The sequence below is a fragment of the Nocardioides xinjiangensis genome (assembly GCF_017916455.1).
Lineage (GTDB): Bacteria > Actinomycetota > Actinomycetes > Propionibacteriales > Nocardioidaceae > Nocardioides > Nocardioides xinjiangensis.
Genome location: NZ_JAFMSY010000001.1, coordinates 1,865,315 through 1,890,783, shown reverse-complemented (window position 1 = coordinate 1,890,783; position 25,469 = coordinate 1,865,315). Strand labels below are relative to the sequence as shown.

The window sequence follows — 25,469 nt, the reverse complement described above, 5'->3', positions numbered from 1 at the left end:
AACCGGCACTCCCGCCCCCACTGGTGGGGGCGGGAGCGCATGCGTCGGGGCGTTACCCGCGCGGGGCGGGGCGGGGGCGGGCACGGGGGAAGCGGGCGGGGGAAGCGCGGGCAGGCGCGGGACCCCCGGCGTACGTCAGGCCACGCGCGCCTTCGGGGCACCCTCGGCCGTCTTGGCCGGGTCGCGTACGACGACGGCGCCGAGGGCGTCGTCGATGCGCTGCATGACGTCGGCGTCGAGCCTCACCCCGGCGGCCTTGACGTTGTCGGCGACCTGCTCGGGGCGCGAGGCGCCGACGATCGCGGCGGCGACGTTGTCGTTCTGCAGCACCCAGGCGATGGCCAGCTGCGCCATGGTGAGGCCGCAGTCGGCGGCGATCGGCTCCAGGCCCTGCACGGCGGTGAGGGTCTCGTCCTTCATGAAGCGCGAGATCATGTCGGCGCCGCCCTTGGTGTCGGTGGCGCGCGAGCCCTCCGGCGGCGCCTGGCCGGGCTTGTACTTGCCCGTCAGCACGCCCTGCGCGATCGGGCTCCACACGATCTGGGAGACGCCCAGCTCGCGGGAGGTCGGCACGACCTCCTCCTCGATGACGCGCCACAGCATCGAGTACTGCGGCTGGCTGGAGATCAGCTGGAAGCCGAGCTCCTTCGACAGCTCGACGCCGGCGCCAATCTGGTCGGCGGTCCACTCGCTGACGCCGATGTAGAGGGCCTTGCCCTGGCGGACGATGTCGGCGAAGGCCTGCATCGTCTCCTCGAGCGGCGTCTCGGTGTCGTAGCGGTGGGCCTGGTAGAGGTCGACGTAGTCGGTCTGCAGCCGCTGCAGCGAGCCGTTGATCGACTCCATGATGTGCTTGCGGGACAGGCCGGTGTCGTTCTTGCCCTTCGGTCCGGTGGGCCAGTAGACCTTGGTGAAGATCTCCAGCGACTCGCGCCGCTCGCCCTTCAGCGCCTCGCCGAGCACGGTCTCCGCCGCGGTGTTGGCGTACACGTCCGCGGTGTCGAAGGTGGAGATCCCCTCGTCGAGCGCGGCGCGCACGCACTGCGTCGCGACGTCGTTCTCGACCTGGGAGCCGTGGGTCAGCCAGTTGCCGTAGGTGATCTCAGAGATCTTCAGTCCGCTGTTGCCGAGGTATCGAAACTCCATGCCACGACCCTAGTGGGGCTGCGAAGCAGCGCCTCAGTCGAGCACGACCAGGACGTCGCCGTCCTGGACGACGTCGCCCACGGTCACCTTGATCGCGGTCACCGTGCCGCCCCGCTCGGCGAGCATGGGGATCTCCATCTTCATCGACTCCAGCAGCACGACGGTGTCGCCGGCCTCGACGCGATCACCCTCGGCGACCTCGATGGTCAGGACGTTGGCGACCAGCTCGGAGACGATCTCGAGCGGCGTGGTGCGGGCCATGCGGTCGACGCTAGCGGTTACCCGGGCGTAGCCGCTGATCGCGGGAGCGCCCGCCGGTCAGAGCTCGGCGAAGCGTCGTGGCTCGGGCCGGTGCGGGCCGGCCTCCTCGGCGCGACGCCCGCGACGGCCCTTCGGCCCGGTGAGCGCGAGGTCGGCGCGGATGACGACGTAACCGATCACGAGGCCGAGGACGAGGGAGTACGCCGCGCGCAGGCCGGCCTGGGCGTAGCTGCTCTCGGGCGACACCAGCCCGGTGGCGAGCGGCACCGTCGCCGCGACGCCGAACGCGCACACCCACCAGCCCTGGCGCCGGCGGGCGCGCACGTGGGTGCCCCACACCAGCGCGGGAATGCCGAGCAGGACGACGAGCGGCCGCGGGAACGCCCCGATGCGCTCGGAGGTCCAGTCGGCGAAGTCGAGCACCGACGACACGAAGGCCTGGGCGCCGTAGCGCCGCAGCAGCTCGGCGTAGGCAAGGGTGGCGAGCAGGACCCCGAGGCCGACGGCGACGACGACGATGCCGCGGCGGCCGAGGCCGTGGAGGCCGGCGCCGAGCCGCCACACGATGGCCAGCGCCAGGACGAGCGCGAGCAGCAGCGCCACGATCTCGAAGCGCTCGGTCGCGACGGTCGGCTCGAAGCCCACGGCGGCGAACGCCGTGACGGCCGCGACCAGGCTGGCGACCAGGGCCTCGCGCACGGCCTTGAGACCGGTGACGGCGGGGACCGTCACCATGACGGCGTACACGCTGCCCACGACGCACGTCATCACCGCGGCCCCGGTGGGCAGGACGCGCCCGCCCACGAGGAGGCTCGCAGCGCCGAGGACGAGGGCGAGGCCCGCCGAGACGAGCGCGCGGCCGGCGGTGCGGGTGGCGAGCAGCCACGACAGGGCGGTGACGACGGCGACCGAGCCGGCGCCGTCGAGCCACTCGGGGGCAGGGGGGAGGCCGGTGGGGGCCCGGTCGCCCAGGACACCGGTGAGCGCCGACCAGGCGAGGGCGAGCGCGCCGAGCAGCAGCACCCCGAACCAGGCGACCAGCACGGAGCGGCGGGGCCCGTCGGAGGCGCCGTCGGAGGCGCCGTCAGAGGCGCTGTCGGAGGGGCGGTCGGCGGGCCGGTGGGCCGGCTCGACGGCGGGCGGGGCGACCGGGGCGGGCGGGGCTACTTGGGTCGGCTCGCGGCCGGCGGCCGGGTCGGGGGCGGCGGGCTGCGGAGTCGCCGCGGGTGCGGCCGGCTCCGTCACGCGGGCGGGGCCGGGCTCCGACCTCCGCCTCCGGCGCAGCCGCGAGGGCGGGCGCTCCGCAGCCCGCTTGCCGCGGGAGGACCCGCGCGCGCTGTCGGAGGTGGGGGAAGGCACGTCGGACGAGGTTACAGCCGGCGGTTGGCCAGCGACGGATTGGTGCGGCGGGCCCCGTCGAGGTCGGCACGGTCGAGGACGACCTCGAGCGTCTCCTCCCCACCGCTGGCCTCGGCGAGCGTGTCGCCGAGGGGTCCGTAGACCGCGGAGTGCCCGCTGTAGCGCGGCTCCGGCTGGCCGGCGCCGACCACGAAGCAGGTGTTCTCGATGGCGCGCGCGGCGAGCAGCGTCCGCCAGTGGGTGACCTTGCGCTCGCCCGGCAGCCAGGCGGCCGGCACGACGAGCACCTCGGCGCCCGCGTCGACCAGCCGACGGCCCAGCTCGGGGAACCGCAGGTCGTAGCAGGTCATGAGGCCGACCCGCCATCCCGCGACCTCGACGACGACCGGCTCGAGCGGCCCGCCGGTGAGCCGGTCGGACTCGCGGTAGCCGAAGGAGTCGTAGAGGTGGATCTTGCGGTACGCCGCGCTGGCCGCGCCGGCGACCACGAGGGTGTTGTAGGGCCGGGCCGGGTCGTCGGCGGCCTCGAACATCCCGGCCACCACGGTGCACGACGCCGCCTCCGCCGCCTGCTGGAGGCCCTGCACGAACCGGCCGTCGAGCGGCTCGGCGTACGCGCTCACGTCGGAGCCGGCCTCTCCGAAGTCGCGCGCGAACGCCTCGGGGAGGACGACGAGGTCGGCACCGGGCGCCAGGTCCGCGAGGCGGGCGCGGTTCGCGGCGGGGTCGAGCCCGCTCGCCCACTGGTGGACGCGGACCCGCAGCTGGTCGGCCATGACCCCAGCGTAGGAGGATGAGGGGATGGACCTCGACCCCGGCGCCGGCGGCTTCTGCGGCGTCGTCCTCGCCGGCGGGACCGCCGCGCGGATGGACGGGATCGACAAGGCGGGCATCGAGCTGGCCGGCCGGACGCTGCTGTCGTACGCCGTGGACGCGTTCCTCGACGCCGAGGAGGTCGTGGTCGTCGGGCCGCCGGGCGCCCGGACCGAGCGGCCGGTGACGACGGTGTGGGAGGACCCGCCCCGCGGGGGCCCGGTCGCCGGACTGCTCACCGGCGTGGACGCCCTCCTGCGCCGGCCGCGGCTCGTCGGGGTGCTCGCGGTCGACATGCCGCGGGTCACGCCCGCGACGATGCGGCGGCTGCGCGACGCCGCGGCCGGGCGCGACGGCGCGTTCCTCGTCGACGACACGGGCCGGCGGCAGCTCGCGGGGGTCCTCGACGCGGCGCGGCTCGACGCGGTGCGCCCCGACCTCGAGGGCCAACACGGGATGGCTCTGCACCGGCTGCTCGCGCCGCTCGACCTCGCGCGGGTGGCCCCGGTCGGCGACGAGGCGGCCGACATCGACTCGTGGGCGGACCTGCGCGACCTCGGCTCCCGGACGGGTCGCTAGCGGACAGGGTCCGTCCGAGGCGTGCGAGCGTCCTGCTGCGTCCGGCTCCTTGCCGGGTGCCGTCGGGTTGCGAGACATTGGTGGGGTGAACCTCCACGACTGGATCGACGAGCTGAGCGACGTCCTCGACGTCGAGGCCGAGGTCGACGAGGGTCTGATCCTCGACCTGGCCAGGACGGCCTCCCAGAACGTGCAGAAGACGGCCGCCCCCATCACGGCGTACCTGCTGGGCCTCGCCGCCGGCTCGACCGACGCGGACCCCGAGTCGGTCGAGCGCCTCGCGGCCCGTGCGCAGCAGCTCGCGGAGCGCTGGGACCGGCCCGCCGCCGCGCGCGACCTCGACGAGGTGGACGACGACGTGCCGGACGACTCCTCGGTCGACCACTCCGACGACCTCTACGAGGACTGATCGCGTGCGCGCTGTCGTCGCCACCGGCACCGGTGGCCCCGAGGTCCTGTCCGTCGGCGAGGTCGACGACCCGCGTCCGGGTGCCGGGGAGGTGCTCATCGACGTGGTGGCGACCGCCGTCAACCGCGCCGACACCCTCCAGCGGCGCGGCTTCTACCCGCCGCCGCACGGCGAGTCCGAGGTGATCGGCCTGGAGTGCAGCGGTCGCGTCGCCGAGCTCGGCGAGGGCGTCGGGGGCTGGTCGGTGGGCGACGAGGTGTGCGCGCTGCTCGCCGGCGGGGGGTACGCCGCCCGGGTGGTCGTGCCGGTCGGCCAGGTCATGCCGGTCCCCGCCGGCGTCCCGCTCGTCGAGGCGGCCTGCCTGCCCGAGGTCGCGGCGACCGTGTGGTCCAACGTGTTCATGACCGCGCACCTCGCCCGCGGCGAGCGCTTCCTCGTCCACGGGGGCGCCGGGGGCATCGGCACGATGGCGATCCAGGTGGCCGCGGCCCGCGGCGCCGAGGTGTTCACGACCGCCGGCTCGCCGGAGAAGCTGGAGCTGTGCCGCTCGCTCGGCGCCTCGCACGCCATCGACTACCGCGAGGAGGACTTCGTCGAGGTGCTGAAGCAGGCGGGCGGCGCCGACGTCATCCTCGACAACATGGGCGCCGCGTACCTCGCCCGCAACGTCTCCGCGCTGGCCACCAACGGGCGCCTCGTGGTCATCGGGTTCCAGGGCGGCACCAAGGGCGAGCTCGACATCAACGCGCTGCTGCGCAGGCGGGCGTCCGTCACGGCGACGTCGCTGCGAGCGAGGCCGCGCGCGGAGAAGGCCGCCATCTGCTGCGGGGTCGTGGAGAACGTGTGGCCGCTCGTCGCCTCGGGCCGGGTGCGGCCCATCGTGGAGGCCACCATGCCCCTCGACGACGTCGCCCGCGCCCACCAGCTGATGGAGGACGGCGGCCGCGCCGGGAAGATCGTCCTCACGCTCTGACCTCCCCACCCCCGGACTAGGGTGGGCCGCATGACCGAGCAGCAGCAGCCGGAGTCCGCCAGCCGCTCCCAGGGCGAGGACCAGGTCGTGGTGATCGGACCCGACGGCCAGCCCATCGGGACGATCCCCGCCAGCGCGCTCCCGGAGATGTCCCAAGCCTCCGACGACGACGGCGAGCGGGAGCGGCACGTCACCGAGCTCGTCGAGCAGCCGGCCAAGGTGATGCGCATCGGCAGCATGATCCGTCAGCTGCTCGACGAGGTGAAGGCGGCACCGCTCGACGAGGCCAGCCGCCAGCGCCTCAAGGAGATCCACGCCGCCTCGATCGCCGAGCTGGAGTCCGGCCTCGCCCCGGAGCTGGTGGACGAGCTCCAGCGGCTGTCCCTGCCGTTCACCGAGGGCGGCACGCCGTCCGAGGGCGAGCTGCGGATCGCGCAGGCGCAGCTCGTCGGATGGCTCGAGGGCCTCTTCCACGGCATCCAGACCGCGATCTACGCCCAGCAGATGGCCTCGCGCGCGCAGCTCGAGCAGATCCGCCGCGCCCTCCCCGCGGCCGGCCACGGCGGGCGACAGCAGCAGCCGACCGGGATGCCCACCATGCCGACCTCCGACGCCCCCGGCGAGCAGGGCGGTCACTCCGGAGGCATGTACCTCTGACCGGGGTCCCCGGCCGCGGCCGGGGCGGTGGACCGCCGGGGATCAGCGGCGGGCGAGGCGGCGTACGACGACCAGGCCGAGGAGGCCGATGAGCACGGCCGCCGCGCCGGGAGCCGCCGTGCGCGCGAAGCCGGCCGGCGGCGAGTCCTCGACCCGGGTGAGCTCGGCCGTCGGCGGCGGGGGCGGCTCGATCGAGGTGCCGGCGCCGAGGATCCGCTCGATCCGCTGCACCTTGGCGTCGGTCCGCTCGGCGGTGCCGCCGCACCTGTCGGCGTCGTAGGGCGCCGCCTCGCCGGTCGCGAGGAACAGGTAGTCGGTGCCGACGGCGAGCTCGCCGAGGCCGCAGGCGTTCCTGCCTCCGGCGGAGAAGACCTGCGTGGAGCGCTCGGGGACGCCCTTGTAGGCGCGGGACGCGGTGATGTCGTAGGTCCAGTCGTTGCCGGCCGCCTCGACTGCCTCGACGGTGCCGACGAACACGGCGTCGGCGCGGGCGGCCTGCCGCTCGAGCGTGCCCTCCCGGCAGGAGCAGGCGGCCGAGGCCGGGGCGCTGACCGTGACGACCAGCCCAAGGCACGCGAGCAGGAGTGCGGCGGCGAGCCGGGCGGTGCGGAGCATGGCGGGCAGCCTACCGAGACCGGCCGGACAGGCCGAAGAGGTCCGTCAGCACGGCGGCCACGCCGTCCTCGTCGTTCGCCGGAGCGACGTGGTCGGCGAGCTCGCGGACCGTCGGGTGGCCGTTGGCCATGGCGTAGGACGTGCCGGCCCACTCCAGCATCGCCAGGTCGTTGGGCATGTCGCCGAACGCGACCACCTCGTCGGGCCCGAGCCCCATCTCGGCCGCGATCGTGGCCAGCGTGGTGGCCTTGGTGACGCCGGCGGCGCTGATCTCGACGAGGGTGCCCACCGACGACCACGTCGTCACGACCTGCGCACCGACGACCTCGGCGACCCGGTGCCAGTAGGGCTCGGGCTCGTGCTCCTCGTGCCGGGCCAGCAGCTTGACCACGGTGTCGTCGACGAGCTCCTCCAGCGGCCCCTCGTCGACGTCGGACGTGAGGTTCACCGTGAGCCGCGGCAGGAAGCCGGGCTCCTTCGCGAAGCCGGTCGTGCGCTCCAGCGCGAAGACGGTCCCCGGCACCTCCCTGCGCAGCAGGGCGGCGACCTCGACCAGCACGTCGGCCGGGATGGTGCGTGCGGTGCGCACCTCCCGGCGCGCGACGTCGTACACGATCCCGCCGTTGCTGCAGATGGCCAGGCCGTGGCCGCCGACCGCGTCCCACAGCTCCTCCATCCAGCGGATGGGGCGGCCGGTGGTGAAGACGACCGGCACCCCGGCGGCGTCGAGCTCGTCGAGGACGGCGCGGGTCCGCGCCGTGACGGTGCCATCGGAGTGCAGCAGGGTCCCGTCGAGGTCGGTCGCCACGAGGCGCGGCTGCCTGACCGGCGCCACCTCAGCCGCCGGCGGGCGGGAACCAGCGGAACATCTCGACGGCGGCGCCGTCCTCGTGGACCGGCGCGGTCACGTCGTCGGCGGCGGCCCGCACCTCCTCGACGGCCTGCCCCATCGCGACCCCGCGACCGGCCCAGCGCAGCATCTCGATGTCGTTGCGGCCGTCACCGATGGCCAGCACGTCCGCGGCGCCGAGGCCGACCTTGTCGCAGACGTGCTCGAGCCCGGAGGCCTTGGAGACGCCGACCGGGGACAGGTCCATCCACGCCGTCCAGCCGACGACGTAGTCGGTGCCGTGCAGCCCGAGCCGGGCGGCGAGCTCGATAAAGTCCTCCGCGGTCGCCTCCGGGTCGCGGATGATCACGCGGCTGACCGGCTCGCCGACGATGTCGTCGACGGAGGTGATCAGCTGCTCGCCGGAGAGCTCGCCCTCGGGAAAGACCCGGTTGACGCGGTAGCCGCCGACCGTGCGTTCCTCCACCGCGACGAGCGCGTGCGGGTGGTGCTCCAGCACCGCCGCGACGGCGGGCGCCGCGTCGAAGGTCTCCTCGTGGACGACCTCCATCGGCGGGTAGCGGAAGACCACGGCACCGTTGGAGGCCACCACCCAGAGCCGGTCGGCGTCCTCGCGCGGGATGTGCAGCAGGTCGGCGATGCCGGTCATGCCGTGCGGCGAGCGACCGCTGGCCAGCACGATGTGGGCGCCGGCGTCGAGGGCACGGTGCACCGCGTCGTGCACCGGCTCGGTGATCGTCTCGTAGTCGTGCGTCTGCCCGTCGACCCAGGAGAGGAGGGTGCCGTCGATGTCGAGGGCGACGAGCTTGGGGGTCCAGTCAGCCAACGGTCTTCAGCACTTCCAGGCCGCCGAGGTAGGGACGCAGCGCCTGCGGCACGGTCACGGACCCGTCCTCGTTCTGGTGGGTCTCCAGGACCGCGACGATGGCGCGGGTGATCGCGGTCAGGGTGCCGTTGAGCGTCGCGACCGGGACGGTCTGGCCGTCCTTGCGGGTGCGGATGTCGAGGCGGCGGGACTGGAAGTCGGTGCAGTTGGAGGTCGAGGTGAGCTCCCGGTACTTGCCCTGGGTGGGGATCCACGCCTCGCAGTCGAACTTGCGCTGCGCCGACAGGCCGAGGTCGCCGGCGGCCACGTCGATCACGCGGTAGGCCAGCTCGAGCTTGTCGAGGAACTCCTTCTCCCAGGCCAGCAGCCGCTCGTGCTCGGCGTACGACTCCTCGACGGTCGTGTGCACGAACATCTCGACCTTGTCGAACCAGTGCACCCGGATGATGCCGCGGGTGTCCTTGCCGTGGCTGCCGGCCTCCTTGCGGAAGCACGGGCTGAAGGCGGCGTAGCGGCGCGGCAGCGTGGCGGCGTCGAGGATCTCCTCGGAGTGGTAGGCCGCCATCGCGACCTCGCTCGTGCCCACGAGGTAGAGGTCCTCGCCCTCGATGCGGTAAACGTCGTCGGCGGCCTGGCCCAGGAAGCCGGTGCCCTCCATCGCGCGTGGCTTGACCAGCGACGGGGCGATCACCTGCGTGAAGCCGGCGTTGCGGGCCTGGTCCATCGCCATGTTGACGAGCGCGAGCTCGAGCTGCGCGCCGACGCCGGTGAGGAAGTAGAAGCGGGAGCCACTGACCTTGGCGCCGCGCTCGAGGTCGATCGCGCCGAGCAGCTTGCCGAGCTCGATGTGGTCGCGGGGCTCGAAGTCGAACTCGCGGGGGGTGCCGACGTGCTCGAGCACGACGAAGTCGTCCTCGCCGCCGGCGGGCGTCTCGTCCGCCGCGGGGTTGGGGATCGCCTTGATGGCGTCGTCCCACGCCGCCTCGGCGGCGCTGCGGGTCGCCTCGGCCTCCTTCACGCTCGCGGCGAGCTCCTTGACCTGCGCGAGGAGGGCCTGCTTCTCCTCGCCCTGCGCCTTCGCGACGAGCGCGCCGCTGGCCTTCTGCTCGGCGCGCTTGGCCTCGAAGTCGGCGATGGCCCGGCGGCGGGCGGCGTCTGCCTCCAGCGCCCGGTCGACCACGTCGTCGGACAGCCCCCGCTTGGCCTGGGCGGCGCGTACGCGGTCGGGGTCGTCACGGAGCAGGCGAGGGTCGATCACATCGGAAGGCTATCCGGAGCGGCGTGGGGCCCACGAACCGGTTTGGGCATACTTCGCGGGTGACTCCCGTCCTCCGCACCCGCTCGCTCACCGGCGCGGTCGTGGCCGCAGCGCTGTTCGCCGTGCTGGGCTACCTCGTGACCCGGGACCGGGCGCCGCTGGACTCCTTCGACGTCGGCGGCCGGCGCCTGGAGGACTGGGCCGACGACCTCCCGCTGCTCGTCGACGTGCTGCGGGGGGTGGAGGCGGCGTTCGGCACCGTCGGGATGACGATCCTCACCGTCGTGCTGGTCGGGGTGCTGTTCCTGCGCCGCCACAGGTGGGCCGCGCTCCTCGCCGCGGTGGTGATGCTCGCGACGTCGCTGGCGACCACCGGCCTGAAGACCTGGCTCGGCCGGGACCGGCCGGACTGGCAGGACACCCTCGGGCTCCACACCAACCACAGCTTCCCGTCGGGCCACGCGACCTCGTCGGCCGCGTTCGCCTCCATCCTGGTGATGCTGCTCGTGCTCTTCGTACGCCGCGCGAACGTCCGTCGCGTCGGGATCGCGCTCGTCGTCGCGTGGTGGTTGCTGGTGTGCCTGGACCGGGTGCTGCTCGGACGCCACTTCCCCAGCGACGTGATCGGCGGCTCGCTCGTCGGGGTCGGCATCTTCCTGCTCGCGCTCGCGTTCATCGACCCGCGCCCGCGCTCGATCGCGGCCAAGGCGGAGCCGCTGCCCCAGGTGTACGCCTCGGCGAGGCGGCTGGCCGTGATCCTCAACCCGGTGAAGGTGGAGGACGTCGGCCAGTTCCGCTCCATCGTGAGCGCGATGGCCAGGGAGTCCGGCTGGTCCGAGCCGACCTGGCAGTACACGACGATCGAGGACCCCGGCACCGGCATGGCCGAGCAGGCCGCCGTCTCGGGCGCCGACCTCGTCATCGTCTGCGGCGGCGACGGCACGGTGCGCGAGGTGTGCGCCGAGCTCGCGGGCACGGGCATCCCGGTCGGCATCATCCCCGCCGGCACCGGCAACCTGCTGGCGCGCAACCTCGGCATCCCGCTCTACCTGCGCTCGGCCATCGACGTCGCCCTCAACGGCCAGGACCGGGCGATCGACCTCGTCGAGGTGGGCGGCGACGGCATCGAGGACACCCACTTCATGGTGATGGCCGGCATGGGGTTCGACGCCGCGATCATGGAGGGCGTCAACGAGGACATCAAGAAGCGGATCGGCTGGATCGCCTACGTCGTCTCCGGCCTCAAGTCGCTGATGTTCCCCGCGGTGAAGGTCGAGATCCAGATCGACGACGGCGAGCCCACCGTCCACCGCGCCCGCACGGTCGTCGTGGGCAACGTCGGCTTCCTCCAGGCCGGGATGCCGCTGCTGCCGGACGCCACGATCGACGACGGCATCCTCGACGTGGTGATCATCCATCCCCGGCAGTTCCTGTCGTGGATCACGGTGGCCATGCGGGTGCTGCGCAAGAGCCCCGTCGTCGACGAGACGCTCGACCGCCGCACCGGCACGCGCGTGCGGATCAGGGCCTCCGCCGACACCCCCCGCCAGCTCGACGGTGACTCCATCGGCGAGGGCCGCGAGCTGCGGATGGAGTGCATCCACGGGCGGCTGTTGGTCCGCGTCCCGCGCTGACCTCGGCAGATGGCCTCAGGCACCTGGGTGCTCACCACCGCTCGCGCTCGGCTGCGGGGATGACCTCAGGCACGCGCGTGCTCGATCGCCTCCTCCTCCTCGGGCGAGAGCTGCTGCTCGCACGACCAGGAGGAGATCGACTTGGCGTACGTCCGGGCCTCGCTGCGGCCGTGGATCGACGTCAGCACGACGCCGTGCCCCGCGTCGTCGAGCACCGCCAGGCTCCAGCTCAGGTGCCCGCCGACGTCGCCGAAGGCGTCGTACCGCACCACCGACAGGTGCCGCAGCGCGTCGGCGTTCTCCGCCTTGAGGGCCGCGACCTCCTGGCGCAGGCCGTGCACGTCCTCGGGCAGCGCGTCGACCCCCTCCCCGGCGGAGCGGGGGGCCGTACGTCGGAGGGCCAGCGCGGCGAGCACGCAGGCGACGGCGGCGAGGACCACGGCGAGCACGTCGAGCATGCCTCGACCCTATGTTCGGTGGGCGGTCACCGGCGGGGGGACACGGCCGGTCGTGCCAGACTCGCGACCGTGACCGAGTCGGACGTGGCGGGTGCGCCGAGGCGGATCGCCTACCAGGGCGAGCCGGGCGCCAACTCCCACCTGGTGTGCCAGCAGGCCTACCCCGACTGGGAGCCGCTGCCGTGCGCGTCCTTCGAGGACGCCTTCGCCGTGGTGGAGAACGGCGACGCCGACCTGGCGATGATCCCGATCGACAACTCGATCGCCGGCCGGGTGGCCGACATCCACCACTTCCTGCCGACGTCGACGCTGCACATCGTCGGGGAGCGGTTCCTGCGCATCCAGTTCTCCCTGATGGCGCTGCCGGAGGCGAGCGTGGACTCGCTGCGCACCGTGCACAGCCACGTCCATGCGCTGGGGCAGTGCCGCGGCGTGATCCGCGAGCTCGGGCTCACGCCCGTCGTGGCCGGCGACACCGCCGGCGCCGCCCGCGAGGTGGCGGAGTCGGGCGACCCCACCCAGGCCGCGATCGCCCCGCCGCTGGCCGCCGAGATCTACGGCCTGCAGGTGCTGCGCGAGGAGATCGAGGACGAGGAGCACAACACCACCCGCTTCGTCGTGCTCTCGCGCGACTTCGAGCAGGCGCCCGTGGGCGACGGGCCCGTGGTCACCACGTTCATCTTCAACGTCCGCAACCTCCCGGCCGCGCTCTACAAGGCGCTCGGCGGCTTCGCGACGAACGGCGTGAACATGACAAAGCTCGAGAGCTACATGGTGGACGGTCAGTTCACCGCCACCCAGTTCCTGGCCGAGGTCGACGGCCATCCCGAGGACCCGGCCGTGCGCAACGCGCTGGAGGAGCTCGCCTTCTTCACCACCGAGGTCAAGGTGCTCGGGGTCTACCCCGCGGACCCGTTCCGGGCCGGGTGACTGACACACTTCCCCGGTGATCGATCTGCTGGTGGTGGCCCTGGCCTTCGGGGCCATCTTCGTCGTCGAGCTGCCCGACAAGACCTTCATCGCCACGCTGGTCATGTCGACGAAGATGCGCCCGCTCTTCGTCTGGATCGGCGTGGGGCTGGCGTTCCTGGTGCAGACCGGCGTCGCCGTCGGCGTCGGCAAGGCCGCGTCGTTCCTGCCCGACCAGCTCATCCACACGGTCGCGGCGCTGATGTTCGTCATCGGCGCGGTCATCCTCTTCCGCGCCGCCCGCACGGCCGACGAGGAGGAGGCCGAGCAGGAGGACGAGTACGCCTCGAAGGCCGATGCCACCGCGCAGGGCTTCCGCGTCGTCGCGACGTCGTTCCTGGTGCTCTTCGCCGCGGAGTGGGGCGACCTGTCGCAGCTGCTGACGATCTCGCTCGTCGCCAAGTACGACGAGCCCGTGTCGGTCTTCCTGGGGGCCTGGGGGGCCCTGCTCGCGGTGTCCGGCCTCGCGGTCATCGTCGGCCGGCTGCTGCTGCAGCGGATCAGGCTCGCCGTCCTGCACTATGTCGGTGCGAGCGTCTGCGTCCTCATGGCAGCCTTGACCGTGTGGGAGATGACGCGCTGAGTCCGGACGCCACCCGGATGGCGGTCCACGACCGCTACGTCGCGGTCAACGGCGACCACCCCATGACCGTCGCCGACGACGCCTACGCCCGCCAGCACTTCGTGCCGGCCACGCCCGAGGCGCTCGAGCTGATGCTGGCCGGCCGCCTCCCGCTGCCGTCGTACGTGCTCTCCGACGGCACGCCGATGGTGCCCGCGGACCACGGCCGGCTCGCCGAGGTCGCGGGCGGCGTGGACCGCCTCCACGACTGGTTCGTGGCGTTCTGGGAGGACGACCCCGCCGCCGGTGAGCAGGAGTGGGTGGGCTACCTCTCCGGCCAGCACGTCTGCCTGCGCGAGGTGACGCCCGTGCGGATCAAGCAGGTGGCCGAGCGGGTCGCCGAGGCGGCGGCCGCGGTCGACCTGCTGCGCCGCGATCCGCACGACCCGGTCGCGCGCGGCATGCTCGGGGAGGCCGTCGACGGCGTCCTCGGGGTGTCCGGCCTCGACTCCCTGCTGCTGCCGATGACGGCGTACGACCGGCTCCGCCTCGGCGGGCCGACGCCGCGCGAGCAGTGGGTCGACGCCCCTCGGGCGGCGTTCCTCACCCCGGCGCCGCCGGTGTGGCCGGTGCGCACCGAGCGGCTCCTGCTCCGCCCGTACGCCGCCTCGGACGCCGAGGCGTTCGTCGACGCGTGGGCCTCGGAGGAGTGGACCAGCCTCCTGCTGACGCGGCCGATGAACCGCGCCGAGGTCGTCGAGATGGTGCGCCGCCGCACCGAGTCCGACAGCGTCGAGTTCGTGGGCCTGGTCGTCACCACCCACGACGGCACGGTCGTCGGCGACTCGATCCTGCACCTGCAGGGCACCGGCCTCAGCGAGGGCGAGATCGGCTGGACGATCCTCCCCCAGCACGGCGGTCGGGGGTACGCCACCGAGGCCGCGCGGGCCGTGCTGCGGCTGGGCTTCGAGCACTACGGGCTGCGCCGCATCGTGGCGAACCTCGACGTCCGCAACGACCGCTCCGCCGCGCTCTGCGAGCGGCTCGGCATGCGCCGTGAGGTCCACCGCGTCGGCGACTTCTGGTCGAAGGGCACGTGGACCAGCTCCTACGAGTACGCCCTGCTGCGCGAGGAGTGGCGCGCCGGGAGCTGACCCCGGGGCCGCTCGGACAGCGGTCGACGAGGCCGGCAGGGATAGAGTCCGGCCATGGTCTCCACCCCTCATGGAGCGGACAGCGAGGTGGGCCGCCTGGCCACCGTGATGCTGCACCGCCCCGGCAACGAGCTGAAGCGGCTGACGCCGCGCAACAACGACCGCCTGCTGTTCGACGGCATCCCGTGGGTCAACCGAGCGCAGGAGGAGCACGACGCGTTCGCCGAGACGCTGCGCGAGCGCGGCGTGGAGGTCCTGTACCTGACCGAGCTGCTCACCGAGACCCTCGAGAGCGAGCTCGCCCGCAACCACGCGATCACCAGCGCGCTGTCGGGGCTGCACCTCGGCGACACCATGCGCCGCTACCTCGCACAGGCGCTGCGCGACCTGGCGCCGGCCGAGCTCACCGACGTGCTGACCGCCGGCATCCGCAACGACGAGGTGCGCGGCGGCCACGGGCTGGTGACCAGCCTGCTGGACCCGCACGACTTCCTCATCGACCCGCTGCCCAACCTCCTGTTCACGCGCGACTCGAGCGTGTGGGTGCGCGACCGGGTGGCCGTGACGAGCCTCGCGATGCCCGCACGCAAGCGCGAGACGCAGCTGACCGAGCTCATCTACACCGAGCACCCGCGCTTCGCCGGCACGCGCAAGATCCACGGCTGGCACAACGAGCACGTGGAGGGCGGCGACGTCCTGCTGCTGGCGCCGGGCGTGATCGCGGTCGGCGTCGGGGAGCGTACGACCCCCGCAGGCGTCGAGCGGCTGGCGCGCCAGGTCTTCCACGCCGACCTCGCCCACACGGTGCTGGCGGTGCCGATCGCGCAGGAGCGCGCCACGATGCACCTCGACACCGTCTGCACGATGGTCGACGTCGACAAGGTCGTGATGTACCCCAACGTCGCCGACACCCTCCGCGCGGTCACCGTGACGCTGGCCGACCCCGGCTCCGGCGAGTCGGACCTGACGCTCGACGTCAGCGAGTCCGAGCCGTTCCTCGTCGCCGCCGCCAAGGCCATGCAGATCGACACGCTCCACCAGATCGACACCGGCCTGGACCCGGTCACCGCCGAGCGCGAGCAGTGGGACGACGGCAACAACACGCTGGCGCTCGCGCCCCGGGTGGCGGTCGCCTACGAGCGCAACGACGAGACCAACGACCGGCTCGAGGACGCCGGCATCGAGGTCGTCCGCATCGCCGGCTCCGAGCTCGGCTCGGGGCGGGGCGGCCCGCGGTGCATGAGCTGCCCGATCGCGCGGGAGCCGCTGCACGTCGACTGAGCGGGGCCCGGTGGTCGCCCTCTGCGGCCCGCCCGGTCCGGCTGCCGGCGCGGCTGCCGGTGGGTCGGGCGCGGGCTGCGGTCAGCCGCGGGCTGCGGTCCGCCGCGGGCCGGGGGCCAGCCACGCCCGGACTTCCTGAGCGTGTCGCGAACTTCGGGGGGCCTGCATGCCACCGGAAGTTCGCAATCCCCCGCTTAAGCGGGGGATTCGAAACAGGCGCCGCGCCCCCACGCACCCCCCACCTCGCCCATCACGTTCCCCACGGTGGATCGTTGAGGGGACATGACTGAGTCGATCCTCGATGCCCTCGACCCGGCTGACGCCCAGCGCGTGCTGGCCGCGGGTCGTGCCCTGACGGTCCCGCAGGGCTGGTCCCCCATCGCGGAGAGCACGCCGGCCGACAAGGCGTACCTCATCACCGAGGGCGAGGTGTCGGTCCGCAAGGGCGGCGTGGAGGTCGCGACCCTGGGCCCCGGCGCCGTCGTCGGCGAGGCGGCGATCGTGAACCGCACGCTCCGCTCGGCGACCGTCGTCGCCCTCACTCCGCTGCGGGTCGTGCACTTCACGAGCGAGACGATCGAGGAGCTCGTCGACGAGGTCCCGGCCTTCGGCGCGGCCCTCCGCGCGGCCGCCGCCGGACGCCTCGGCGGGAGCTGAGCCCGGTGGCCGAGCCCCACCCGGACGGGGCGGCGCCGGCCCTCGACGTCACTCCGGACGTGGCCGCCGCGATGGAGGCCCTCCTGCTCGGCGAGGAGCCCACCCTCACCCGGGTCGAGGTCGCCGAGCGGGCCGGCGTGCCCCTCGACGTCGCGGTCGTGCTGTGGCACCAGCTCGGCTTCCCCCACCGCACCGACGAGGACGTCGCGTTCGGCGGGAGCGACGTCGAGGCGCTGCGGCTGACGGCCGACCTGGTGCGGATCGGCGTGCTGTCGCCGGAGTCGCAGGCCGCGCTCGTGCGCACGTGGGGCCGCAGCTACGCCCGGCTCGCCGAGTGGCAGACGACCCTGCTCGCCGGCCTCGCCGTGGCGGGCGGCGACCCGGCCGGCGGGCTCACCCGGCTCGCGGGCGACGTGCTCCCCCGCGTCGAGGCGCTGCAGTCCTACGTCTGGCGCCGGCACCTGGCCAGCGCCGCCCAGCACCTGCTCGAGGACGCCGGCGCGCTGACGACGAGCGAGGCGCGGATGTCGGTGTGCTTCATCGACATCGTCGGCTACACCACGCAGAGCCGCAGCCTGGACGGCGCGGAGCTCGTGCAGTGGGTCGACCGGTTCGAGCAGGACACCACGGCGCTCGTCGTCGACCACGGCGGCCAGGTCATCAAGACCATCGGCGACGAGGTGCTGTTCACCGTCGCGGAGCCGGCGGCCGCGGTGGCGATCGCGATGGAGCTGACGGCGCGGGGCGCCGACGACGCGGACCCCTTCCCCGCGGTGCGCGCGGGTGTCGCGCACGGCGCGGTCGTACGCCGCCTCGGCGACGTGTTCGGCTCCACGGTCAACGCCGCCTCCCGGCTGACCTCCGCAGCCCGACCGGGCACGGTCCTGGTCGACGCAGGCGTGCACGAGGCGCTCGCCGGCGACGACGAGGACGCGCGCGCGGAGGGCTCCCCGTGGCGCTGGCGCCGCGTCCGCCGCGTCTCGGCGAAGGGCTTCACGAACCTCGAGGCCTGGCGGGTGAAGCCGCCGCGCGACGACGACTGATCGCAGCCGGACGAGGCCTCGCGGCGCCCCTGCACGTGAGAGCCCGGCCGTTGTCGACGGGGGAAACGACAACGACCGGGCCTGGTCGAATCTACTCCGCCGGTCAGCGCCCGCACAACCATTGTCCCAGGTCTGTTCGAGACCTCGGCCACACGAGCGCGGACCTCAGCGGATGGTCACCTGACGGTTCGCCAGACCGGCGCGGGCGGAGCGCTCAGCCGCGTCGAGCTCGCCGCCCTCCAGCGCCTCCTGGAGGTCCGCGGCGAACCTCGCGGCCGGCTCCTCCAGCACCTCCGCGCCGGTCCCGACGGGCAGGTCCCAGACCGGGGCGAGCAGGCCGTGGGCGCGGAACATCCCGACGAGGCGCGAGCCCTCCGCGATGGAGTCCTGGCCGGCCGCGTGGAGGCGGGCGAGGGCGTCGAGCAGCTGGTCCTCGGGGTGCGGCATGACCCAGCGCAGGTGCTCCTTCGTCCCGACGTTGGTCCAGTACGCCGCCTCGACCGACGCCAGCCGGCTGGTCGGCATCACGCCGCCGTTGGCCTGCTCGAGAGCGGCCTCCATGGCGGCGTCGCGCTCGGGGATGTCGTCGATCCAGTACTCGAAGCCCTCGTGGACGGTGATCTCGAGGTCGCTGCCGACGACGAGGTCCTGGATGCTCGGCCCCTCCCCCGGAGCGCTCAGCAGCCCGACGACGCCCGGCTCGTCGGTGGCCAGCGCCGCCTCGAGGACCGCGCCGAGGTCGCGTGCCGGGTTGCCGTAGGAGTGCTGCACCTGCAGGCCGAGCCAGATGTCGCCGGACTCGCGCACCATCGCCGGCGCGGCGCCGGGGAGCAGCGTGGCGAGGCGCACGGTGCGGTCGCCCTCCGCGAGGGTCAGCGGAGCCGTGGCGGCCGGAACCAGCTCGCGCAGCGCGATGACGTCGCACTCGCTGGGCATCCCCTCGAACGGCCGGGCCACGAACGTCGGCGCGGCACCGCCGGCTGCCCCGTGGCAGGCCTTGTAGCGCTTCCCCGACCCGCAGGGGCAGGGCTGGCGAGGGCCCACCTCCCCCGGGGCGACGGCAGCGGGCTGGTGACGACGGGACTTCTTGGCCATGCCCCGAACCCTAGTCGGGCACGAGGCACCGGTGCGCGCCCCGGTGAGTGGTCGCCGGCCTACCCGTCCAGGAGCCCCAGGACGTACGCCGGCCGGTCGGTGATGACCGCCGTGACCCCGAGGTCGAGGCAGAGGTCGAGGTCCTCGGGGGTGTTGACCGTCCACACGTGGATCTCCCGGCCCGCCCTGACCAGGTGACGACCCAGCCCGGGGTGCGCGCGCAGCTCGCGGACCCCGGGGCCGATGATCCAGTCCTCGCCGACCACCGGCCGCAGCACCGGCCACAGGTGCGCCCGCTCGACCAGCATCACCACGTCGAGGTCCGGCGCCATCCGCCGCACGCGGTTGACGGCGTTCAAGGAGAAGCTCATCACCCGCGCCGGCGACCCCGCCCGGTCCCAGCCGAGGTCGCCGAGCGTCTCCACGACGCGCCGCTCGACGAGCCCGCTGTACCGGGTCGGGTGCTTGGTCTCGATCGCCAGCTCGACGCGCCGGTCGTAGTCGGCCACCATCTCCATCAGCCTGCGCAGGGTCAGGACCCTGCCCTCCTCCGGGTCGCGGTCCGGCGCCTCGTCGTCGAGGTCGGCCCACGGGTTCTTCCACGACGCGAAGTCCAGCTCGTCGAGCTCGGCGAGGTTCATCGTGGACACGACCCCGTGGGTGGCGGCCGTGCGCCGGAGGTCACGGTCGTGGACGCACACGAGGTGCCCGTCGGCGGTCAGCCTGACGTCGCATTCGAGCGCCTCCGCACCCTCGTCGAGCGCCCTGACGTAGGCCCCGAGCGTGTGCTCGGCGCTCTCGTGGCTGCTGCCGCGGTGGGCGACGACCTGCGGCCGGGAGGCGGGCTCGCGGGGCCGGCGGATGCGCGGCGTACGACGCATGGGTCGAGCATGCCACGCTCGCCCGCACCGGCCGTGCGACCGGCCGCTGGACGGGCCGGCGCCGCGGCCCTGCTCAGTGGATGTGGTCCTGCCAGTCCTCGGGCACCCGGCCGGCCGGTCCCGGCACCGGCTGCTCCTCCGGCCGGCTCTGGGGGTCGGCCAGGCGCGGACCGGTCACCCCCACCGACCGGGTGAAGTCCCAGAACCAGTCCTCACCCGGCTCGAAGCTCTGCATCACCGGGTGCCCCGTCGCCTCGAAGTGGGCCGTGGCGTGCTGGGACGGGCTGGTGTCGCAGCAGCCGACGTGCCCGCACGCGGCGCAGCGGCGCAGGTGCACCCACCAGCCGCCCGCCTCCTCGCACTCCACGCACCCCGGGCCGGAGGGGGCCACCTCGGGGTCGATGCCCTGACGTCCAGCAGTCATGGGACCAGAGTGCCGCGTCCGCGCCCGTTCAGCCAGTGCCGTCGACGGAACCCCGGCAGCCAGTGCGCCTCCCACGGCGGGACCTCCTGGCGCTCGATCGGGACCTGGCGGGTCGAGCGCTGCCGCTGCCGAACCCACGCGACAGCGGGACCCGCCTGGCCCCACACTGGGGCCATGCCGTCCTCGAGCCAGTGGGTCGCGTTCCTCGTCGCGTCGATCCTGTTCATCCAGGTGCCCGGACCGAGCCTGCTCTTCACCATCGGCCGCGCACTGACCGTCGGGCGGCGTGAGGCGCTCCTGTCGGTGGTGGGCAACGCCCTCGGCGTGACGGCGCAGGTCGGCCTGGTGGCGGTCGGGCTCGGCGCCGTCGTCGCCGCCAGCGCGACGGCGTACACGGTGATCAAGCTCGCCGGGGCGGCGTACGTCATCTGGCTGGGCGTCCAGGCGATCCGCCACCGCGCCGACGCCCGTCTGGCGATGGCCGAGGCGGCGCCGGTGCGACGTGGCCACCCGGTGCGCATCGGCTTCACCGTGGGCGCCACGAACCCCAAGACCCTGGTGTTCTTCGTCGCCTTCCTGCCGCAGTTCACCGACCCGGGTGGCCCGGTGGCGCTCCAGACGATGCTGCTCGGGCTGGTCTTCGGCGTGCTGGCGGCCGCCTCCGACAGCGTCTGGGCGGTCGCAGCGGGAACCGCCCGCGACTGGTTCGCGCGCCGGCCGGGTCGGCTCGACGCGCTCGGCGCCGCCGGCGGGACCATGATGGTGGGGCTCGGTGCCACCATGCTGGCAGCCGAGTGACGCCTGCCCGGGGGCGCGCCACGCCACCGCCGTCCGCCCGCCTCGCGGGGTCCTCCGACGCCTTGCCTCGCGTCAGCGCACTGCGACCTCGTCGCGGTCCTCGTCCTGGTCCTCGCGCGGGTCGACGTCGGCTGCCCGGCCTCGCCTCGAGGCGACGAGGCTGCTGACGACGGTGACGGCGAGGATGCCGACGATGACGAACAGCGAGGCCAGGGTCGGCACGTCGGGCACCGACGGCCACACCAGGTGTGCCCAGTGCAGCACCAGCTTCGCGCCGATGAAGCCGAGGATCGCGGCCAGGCCGTAGCCGAGGTGGACGAGGGCGGACAGCGCACCCTCGAGCACGAAGTAGAGCGCGCGCAGGCCGAGGAGCGCGAAGGCGTTGGTCACGAAGACCAGGTAGGGGTCGCCGGTGATGCCGTAGACGGCCGGCACGGAGTCGACGGCGAAGACGACGTCGGTGGCGAGCACGGCGACGGTCACGAGCGCGAAGGGCGTCAGCGCGCGCACCCCGTCGCGCACGACCGTCAGGCGCGGGCCGTCGTACTCGTCGGTGACCGGCATGATGCGACGCATCAGCCGCACCGTGCGCATCTCCGACACCTCGACCTGGTGCTCCTCGCCACGCACCGCGTCGCGCAGCATCTTCACGCCCGTGACGAGCAGGATCGCGCCGAAGACGAGGAACACCCAGTCGAAGGCGGAGAGCGCGGCCGCGCCCAGCGCGATGAAGACGCCGCGGAGCACCAGCGCGCCGATGATGCCGTAGAGCAGCACCCGCTGCTTGAGCACCTCCGGCACCGCGAACGCCGCGAGCAGCAGCATGAAGACGAACAGGTTGTCGACGCTCAACGTCTTCTCGATGAGGTAGCCGGTGTAGTACTCCAGCCCGCGGTCACCGCCGTGGGCGCTCCAGACGTAGAGGCCGAAGGCGAGCGGCAGCGCGACGTAGAACGCCGACCAGCCGATGGCCTCCCTCATCGAGACCTCGTGCGGTCGCCGGGTGGCGACGAAGTCGACGGCGAGCAGGGCGAGCACCACCGCGATGGTGGCGAACCACAGCGTGGGGGACGCGATGGACGACATGGGTCTCCTCAGGATCGATCTCCTGAGGTCTCCCCCACCGGCCGGAGCCGGTCCCCGCCGGGGCGCCCGCGGGGGCGCCGTAGTGACCGACGGAGGTTGGTGGGGTACTCCCCTCGCGGAGGAGTCTATTCGCCGCGCTCAAGCGACCCGCACGACGGCGCCCGTAGTCTCACCGCCATGGACGCAGTGGAGTACGACGTCGTCGTCATCGGCGGTGGACCGGCCGGGGAGAACGCCGCCCAGTACGCGGTGGAGGGCACCGGCATGACCGCGGCGATCGTCGAGCACGAGCTGCTGGGCGGTGAGTGCAGCTACTGGGCCTGCATGCCCAGCAAGGCGCTGCTCCGGCCGGTCGCCGTCGCCGACGCGTCCGCCGACCTCAGCGGCGTCTCCACCGCCCACGTCTCGCCCCGCGAGCTGCTGGAGCGGCGCGACTACTGGGTCTCGCACTACGACGACGCGGGCCAGGTCTCGTGGGCCGAGGGCGCCGGGCTCGCGGTGCTGCGCGGCGCCGGCCGCCTCGTCGGCGAGAAGGAGGTCCGCGTCTCCTCCCCCGAGGGCGACCGGCTGGTCCGCGCCCGGCAGGCGGTCGTCATCGCCACGGGCAGCTCGCCGCACGTGCCGGAGCCGTACGCCGCCGCGCTGCCCTGGGACTCGCGCGACGCGACGGGCGTGGTGGAGGTGCCCGGCCGCCTCGCGATCGTCGGCGGCGGCGTGGTCGCCTGCGAGGCGGCGGCCTGGATGACGGCCCTCGGGTCCTCGGTCACGCTGCTCGTGCGCGGCGGCCGACTGCTCGGCCGGACCGAGCCCTTCGCGGGCGAGGCGGTGCTCGAGGGGCTGCGGGAGCGCGGGGTCGACGTCCGGCTCGACACCACGGTCGAGTCGGTGCACCGCCCGGACGCCGCGGCCACCGCGACCGGGCGCATCCACGGCGGCCCCGTCACCCTCGACACCTCGAGCGGCCGGCTCGAGGTCGACGAGGTGCTGCTGGCGACCGGGCGGTCCCCCCGGCTCGACGACGTCGGCCTCGACGCGATCGGCCTGACCCCCGACGACGTCACGGGCGGCCGGATGCCGGAGTGGCTGCACGCCGTCGGCGACGCGAGCGGCGGGGCGCCGCTGACCCACTGGGGCAAGCACCAGGCACGCGTGGTCGGCGCCCGCATCGCCGCTGCGGCGGCCGGCGGCGCGGCGTGGGAGCCGGACCGGGAGGCGCCGGTGCCGCAGGTCGTCTTCACCGAGCCCGAGGTCGCGAGCGTCGGGATGACCGAGGCCGAGGCCCGGGAGGCGGCGTACGACGTCGCGGTCTCGCGGGTGCCGAGCTCAGCGGTCGCCGGGACCGGCTTGCTGCGCGACCACGTCACCGGCCACGCCCAGCTGGTCGTCGACGCGCGGACCCACCTGCTGCTCGGCGCCACCTTCGTGGGTCCGGCAGCCGGCGAGCTGCTGCACGCCGCGACCGTGGCGATCACTGGCGGGGTCCCCGTGCACGTCCTGCGGCACGCCGTGGCGTCGTACCCCACCGCCTCCGAGCTCTACCTCCGGCTGCTCGAGGAGCTGCCGCGGTCGTTCCGCACCCCGCCGCAGCGGTAGCGGTAGCCGTAGCCGCAGCGGTAGCCGCAGCCGCAGCCGCAGCGGTGCGTGAGGCACCTTTTCGGGCGGCAGAACCTGCCTCACGCACCGGTTGGGGAGCGGCGTCCCTGCCGACCCCGGGCCCAGCGGTGCGTGAGACACGTTTCCGGGCGGCAGAACCTGCCTCACGCACCGCTCGGGGAGCGGGCGACCATCCCACCCCCGCCAGCGGTGCGTGAGACACGTTTCCGGGCGGCAGAACCTGCCTCACGCACCGCTCGGGAGGCTGGGCGCCTGCCGGCCCCGGGCCCAGCGGTGCGTGAGACACGTTTCCGGGCGGCAGAACCTGCCTCACGCACCGCTCAAGGAGCGGGGGTCAGCCCCGCTCGCGCAGGTAGCGGCCGAAGTGGGGGACGGTGAACGCGATCCGGCCGCGCTCGCCCGAGTAGACGAGCCCCTTCTTGAGCAGGGAGTCGCGCGCCGGCGACAGCGACTGCGGCTTCTTGCCCAGCGCCGCGGCGACGTCGGCGCTCAGCACGGCGTCGCCCTCGACGCCGGCGTCGGCGGCCCCAGCGGCGGCCACGTCGGCCATCGCCATGAGGTAGTCCCGCTCCCCGGGGGTCGCCCGCTCGTAGCGCGAGCCGAAGAAGCCGACGGCGAGCTCCGACTCCGCCTCCGGTGCCGCGACCGCGACGTCCGCGGCGGTGATCGGCGAGCGGGGCGCGAGGTCCCACACCGCCTTGCCGTAGGCCTGGATGAAGTACGGGTAGCCGCCGGTCGCGTCGTACATCGCTGCCAGGGCGTCGGGCTCGAAGGCCGCGTCCTCCTCGGCGGCCGGCGCCTCGAGCGCCCGGTCGGCGGCGTCGCGGCCGAGCCGGTCGATGCGCTGGTAGCGGAAGAGCCGCTCGCTGTAGGACTTGCTCGCGCTCAGGACAGCCGGCAGGTGCGGCAGTCCCGCCCCCACCACGATCACCGGCAGACCGGACTGGCTGAGCTCGTGGCAGGCGGCGCACAGCGCCGAGACGTCGTCGACGCCGAGGTCCTGCATCTCGTCGATGAAGACGGCGACGCCCTTGCCGACGTCGGCGGCCAGCCCGCCGACGTCCGCGAGGAGCTCGACGAGGTCGATCTCGACGTCCCCGGAGTCGGCACGACCGCGCACGGCCGGCGCGTCGATGCCCGGGCTCCACTGGTCCTTCAGCCGCGCCCCGGTCCCGGCGTCTCGGTGGGCGAAGGACTTGAGAACGCCGAGCACGTGGTCGACCGACTCCTCGTCGCGGTGCCCGAGCTCCCGCACGGCCTGGTGCAGCGCGCTGCTCAGCGGCCGTCGCAGGCCCTGGCCCGGGCGCGCCTCGAGCTTGCCGGTGCCCCACCCCTTGCGTACGGCGGCGCCGCGCAGCGCGTTGAGGAGGACCGTCTTGCCCACCCCGCGCAGCCCGGTCAGCACCAGGCTGCGCTCAGGGCGGCCCCTCGCGACCCGCTCGAGGACCACCTCGAAGGCGGCGAGCTGCTCGTCACGACCGGCCAGCTCGGGCGGCCGCTGCCCCGCGCCCGGGGCGTACGGGTTCCGGATCGGGTCCACGATCGCACCTTATTCGCGTCTCTAGGCGCGGCCCTAGATTCGCCGATACTCCGCGAGTCGCGGGTTTGCCCACGTCACTCCCGCCTCCTGTTCCCCCGCCTAAGCGGGGATGTGCGAACTTCAGGGGGCATGCAGACCACGAGAAGTTCGCAATCCCCCGCTTAAGCGGGGGATTCGAAAGGGCGCCCGGCGGCGGCACCGTACGGCAGGGGCGGCCCTCGTCAGCCCGCGCGAGGCGCGCCGTCGACCCGCTCGACCCGCTCCCGCGCCGCGTCGTACGCCTCGTCGAGGCCGCGGCGCAGCAGGGCGATCAGGTCGGGGACCTCGTCGGCCGAGAGGCGGAACGTCCCCGCGCAGACGTTGTCGCGCCACAGGGAGAGCACCACGAGCTGCGACTCCTGGTGCCACGTGACGCGCAGCGAGCGGTCCTGCCCGCGGGGGTCGAGGAAGACCGCCCCCGTGCGAGGAAGCTGACGCTGCGCCATGCGCCATTGTGACCCGGGGCACAGCGCCTTGCCTAGACTCGG

The 25,469-nt window shown here is 73.8% G+C and carries 28 protein-coding genes; 13 read left to right on the top strand and 15 right to left on the bottom strand.

Annotated features, from left to right (window positions below; all coding sequences use genetic code 11):
• Nucleotides 1-135: 135 nt before the first annotated feature.
• Genes J3P38_RS08885 through J3P38_RS08870 form a run of 4 tightly spaced genes read right to left on the bottom strand, consistent with a single transcriptional unit; the run spans nt 136 to nt 3,542 of the window.
• Nucleotides 136-1,146, bottom strand: a complete 1,011-nt coding sequence (locus J3P38_RS08885) for an aldo/keto reductase family protein (RefSeq protein ID WP_210439437.1) — start codon at nt 1,144-1,146, stop codon at nt 136-138.
• 33 nt (nt 1,147-1,179) lie between these two features.
• Nucleotides 1,180-1,407: a biotin/lipoyl-binding carrier protein gene (locus tag J3P38_RS08880; RefSeq protein ID WP_210503317.1), complete on the bottom strand. Its 228-nt coding sequence runs from the start codon at nt 1,405-1,407 to the stop codon at nt 1,180-1,182.
• 57 nt (nt 1,408-1,464) lie between these two features.
• Nucleotides 1,465-2,766, bottom strand: coding sequence for a hypothetical protein (locus tag J3P38_RS08875; RefSeq protein ID WP_210439435.1), 1,302 nt, complete (start codon nt 2,764-2,766; stop codon nt 1,465-1,467).
• A gap of 11 nt (nt 2,767-2,777) precedes the next feature.
• On the bottom strand, nt 2,778-3,542 hold the full coding sequence (locus tag J3P38_RS08870; RefSeq protein ID WP_210503316.1) for a carbon-nitrogen hydrolase family protein: 765 nt from the start codon (nt 3,540-3,542) through the stop codon (nt 2,778-2,780).
• 25 nt (nt 3,543-3,567) lie between these two features.
• Between J3P38_RS08870 and mobA the strand changes: the two genes are divergently transcribed.
• The 4 genes from mobA to J3P38_RS08850 all read left to right on the top strand — a co-directional run bounded on the left by mobA (nt 3,568) and on the right by J3P38_RS08850 (nt 6,197).
• Nucleotides 3,568-4,158 carry a molybdenum cofactor guanylyltransferase gene (gene mobA, locus J3P38_RS08865; protein ID WP_210503315.1) on the top strand — a complete coding sequence of 197 codons (591 nt, stop codon included), beginning with the start codon at nt 3,568-3,570 and terminating at the stop codon, nt 4,156-4,158.
• Nucleotides 4,159-4,243: 85 nt separating this feature from the next.
• Nucleotides 4,244-4,567, top strand: a complete 324-nt coding sequence (locus tag J3P38_RS08860; protein WP_210439432.1) for a DUF6457 domain-containing protein — start codon at nt 4,244-4,246, stop codon at nt 4,565-4,567.
• A gap of 4 nt (nt 4,568-4,571) precedes the next feature.
• Entirely contained in the window at nt 4,572-5,540 is a 969-nt protein-coding gene (locus tag J3P38_RS08855) for an NAD(P)H-quinone oxidoreductase (RefSeq protein WP_210503314.1), read from the top strand.
• A 30-nt stretch (nt 5,541-5,570) separates the two neighbouring features.
• A complete protein-coding gene (locus J3P38_RS08850) occupies nt 5,571-6,197 on the top strand; it encodes a bacterial proteasome activator family protein (RefSeq protein ID WP_210503313.1) in 627 nt (208 codons plus the stop codon).
• A 42-nt stretch (nt 6,198-6,239) separates the two neighbouring features.
• On the opposite strand, the gene J3P38_RS08845 is transcribed toward J3P38_RS08850, so the two are convergent.
• Genes J3P38_RS08845 through serS form a run of 4 tightly spaced genes read right to left on the bottom strand, consistent with a single transcriptional unit; the run spans nt 6,240 to nt 9,746 of the window.
• On the bottom strand, nt 6,240-6,812 hold the full coding sequence (locus J3P38_RS08845; protein WP_210503312.1) for a hypothetical protein: 573 nt from the start codon (nt 6,810-6,812) through the stop codon (nt 6,240-6,242).
• A gap of 10 nt (nt 6,813-6,822) precedes the next feature.
• Complete coding sequence (locus tag J3P38_RS08840) at nt 6,823-7,620, bottom strand: Cof-type HAD-IIB family hydrolase (RefSeq protein WP_307807820.1); 798 nt, start codon at nt 7,618-7,620, stop codon at nt 6,823-6,825.
• A 28-nt stretch (nt 7,621-7,648) separates the two neighbouring features.
• Nucleotides 7,649-8,488: an HAD family hydrolase gene (locus J3P38_RS08835; RefSeq protein WP_210503310.1), complete on the bottom strand. Its 840-nt coding sequence runs from the start codon at nt 8,486-8,488 to the stop codon at nt 7,649-7,651.
• Nucleotides 8,481-9,746, bottom strand: a complete 1,266-nt coding sequence (gene serS, locus J3P38_RS08830; RefSeq protein WP_210503309.1) for a serine--tRNA ligase — start codon at nt 9,744-9,746, stop codon at nt 8,481-8,483. Before serS ends, J3P38_RS08835 begins: the two co-directional genes overlap by 8 nt.
• A 59-nt stretch (nt 9,747-9,805) precedes the next feature.
• Here serS and J3P38_RS08825 point away from each other — a divergent pair, with 59 nt between their 5' ends.
• Complete coding sequence (locus J3P38_RS08825) at nt 9,806-11,380, top strand: YegS/Rv2252/BmrU family lipid kinase (protein ID WP_210503308.1); 1,575 nt, start codon at nt 9,806-9,808, stop codon at nt 11,378-11,380.
• A 65-nt stretch (nt 11,381-11,445) separates the two neighbouring features.
• Here J3P38_RS08825 and J3P38_RS08820 read toward each other — a convergent pair whose 3' ends face one another.
• On the bottom strand, nt 11,446-11,838 hold the full coding sequence (locus J3P38_RS08820; RefSeq protein WP_210439424.1) for a DUF4446 family protein: 393 nt from the start codon (nt 11,836-11,838) through the stop codon (nt 11,446-11,448).
• 69 nt (nt 11,839-11,907) lie between these two features.
• Here J3P38_RS08820 and J3P38_RS08815 point away from each other — a divergent pair, with 69 nt between their 5' ends.
• From J3P38_RS08815 to J3P38_RS08790, 6 genes are all read left to right on the top strand, one after another.
• On the top strand, nt 11,908-12,768 hold the full coding sequence (locus J3P38_RS08815; RefSeq protein ID WP_307807819.1) for a prephenate dehydratase: 861 nt from the start codon (nt 11,908-11,910) through the stop codon (nt 12,766-12,768).
• 16 nt (nt 12,769-12,784) lie between these two features.
• A complete protein-coding gene (locus J3P38_RS08810) occupies nt 12,785-13,390 on the top strand; it encodes a TMEM165/GDT1 family protein (protein WP_307807818.1) in 606 nt (201 codons plus the stop codon).
• The gene (locus J3P38_RS08805) at nt 13,372-14,523 is read left to right on the top strand and encodes a GNAT family N-acetyltransferase (protein WP_210503307.1); all 1,152 of its coding nucleotides are present in this window, start codon (nt 13,372-13,374) and stop codon (nt 14,521-14,523) included. Before J3P38_RS08810 ends, J3P38_RS08805 begins: the two co-directional genes overlap by 19 nt.
• Before the next feature lie 54 nt (nt 14,524-14,577).
• Nucleotides 14,578-15,804 carry an arginine deiminase gene (locus J3P38_RS08800; protein WP_210503306.1) on the top strand — a complete coding sequence of 409 codons (1,227 nt, stop codon included), beginning with the start codon at nt 14,578-14,580 and terminating at the stop codon, nt 15,802-15,804.
• Between the two features lie 282 nt (nt 15,805-16,086).
• Complete coding sequence (locus J3P38_RS08795; protein WP_210503305.1) at nt 16,087-16,461, top strand: cyclic nucleotide-binding domain-containing protein; 375 nt, start codon at nt 16,087-16,089, stop codon at nt 16,459-16,461.
• Between the two features lie 5 nt (nt 16,462-16,466).
• Complete coding sequence (locus J3P38_RS08790; protein WP_307807817.1) at nt 16,467-17,504, top strand: adenylate/guanylate cyclase domain-containing protein; 1,038 nt, start codon at nt 16,467-16,469, stop codon at nt 17,502-17,504.
• Nucleotides 17,505-17,669: 165 nt separating this feature from the next.
• Here the strand turns inward: J3P38_RS08790 and J3P38_RS08785 are convergent, their stop codons facing one another.
• The 3 genes from J3P38_RS08785 to J3P38_RS08775 form a co-directional block, all read right to left on the bottom strand.
• A complete protein-coding gene (locus J3P38_RS08785; protein WP_210503304.1) occupies nt 17,670-18,599 on the bottom strand; it encodes a DUF5926 family protein in 930 nt (309 codons plus the stop codon).
• Nucleotides 18,600-18,658: 59 nt separating this feature from the next.
• Entirely contained in the window at nt 18,659-19,480 is an 822-nt protein-coding gene (locus tag J3P38_RS08780) for a glycerophosphodiester phosphodiesterase family protein (protein WP_210503303.1), read from the bottom strand.
• 73 nt (nt 19,481-19,553) lie between these two features.
• Nucleotides 19,554-19,904 (bottom strand): UBP-type zinc finger domain-containing protein, encoded by a 351-nt coding sequence (locus tag J3P38_RS08775; RefSeq protein WP_210503302.1) that lies wholly within the window; start codon nt 19,902-19,904, stop codon nt 19,554-19,556.
• A 174-nt stretch (nt 19,905-20,078) separates the two neighbouring features.
• Between J3P38_RS08775 and J3P38_RS08770 the strand changes: the two genes are divergently transcribed.
• On the top strand, nt 20,079-20,702 hold the full coding sequence (locus J3P38_RS08770; RefSeq protein ID WP_210503301.1) for a LysE family translocator: 624 nt from the start codon (nt 20,079-20,081) through the stop codon (nt 20,700-20,702).
• 72 nt (nt 20,703-20,774) lie between these two features.
• On the opposite strand, the gene J3P38_RS08765 is transcribed toward J3P38_RS08770, so the two are convergent.
• The gene (locus tag J3P38_RS08765) at nt 20,775-21,788 is read right to left on the bottom strand and encodes a TerC family protein (protein WP_210439416.1); all 1,014 of its coding nucleotides are present in this window, start codon (nt 21,786-21,788) and stop codon (nt 20,775-20,777) included.
• Nucleotides 21,789-21,965: 177 nt separating this feature from the next.
• Here J3P38_RS08765 and J3P38_RS08760 point away from each other — a divergent pair, with 177 nt between their 5' ends.
• Nucleotides 21,966-23,381, top strand: a complete 1,416-nt coding sequence (locus J3P38_RS08760) for a dihydrolipoyl dehydrogenase family protein (RefSeq protein ID WP_210439415.1) — start codon at nt 21,966-21,968, stop codon at nt 23,379-23,381.
• A 355-nt stretch (nt 23,382-23,736) separates the two neighbouring features.
• On the opposite strand, the gene J3P38_RS08755 is transcribed toward J3P38_RS08760, so the two are convergent.
• The gene (locus J3P38_RS08755) at nt 23,737-24,942 is read right to left on the bottom strand and encodes an ATP-binding protein (RefSeq protein ID WP_210439414.1); all 1,206 of its coding nucleotides are present in this window, start codon (nt 24,940-24,942) and stop codon (nt 23,737-23,739) included.
• Nucleotides 24,943-25,163: 221 nt separating this feature from the next.
• Complete coding sequence (locus J3P38_RS08750; RefSeq protein ID WP_210503300.1) at nt 25,164-25,427, bottom strand: hypothetical protein; 264 nt, start codon at nt 25,425-25,427, stop codon at nt 25,164-25,166.
• Nucleotides 25,428-25,469: the final 42 nt, after the last annotated feature.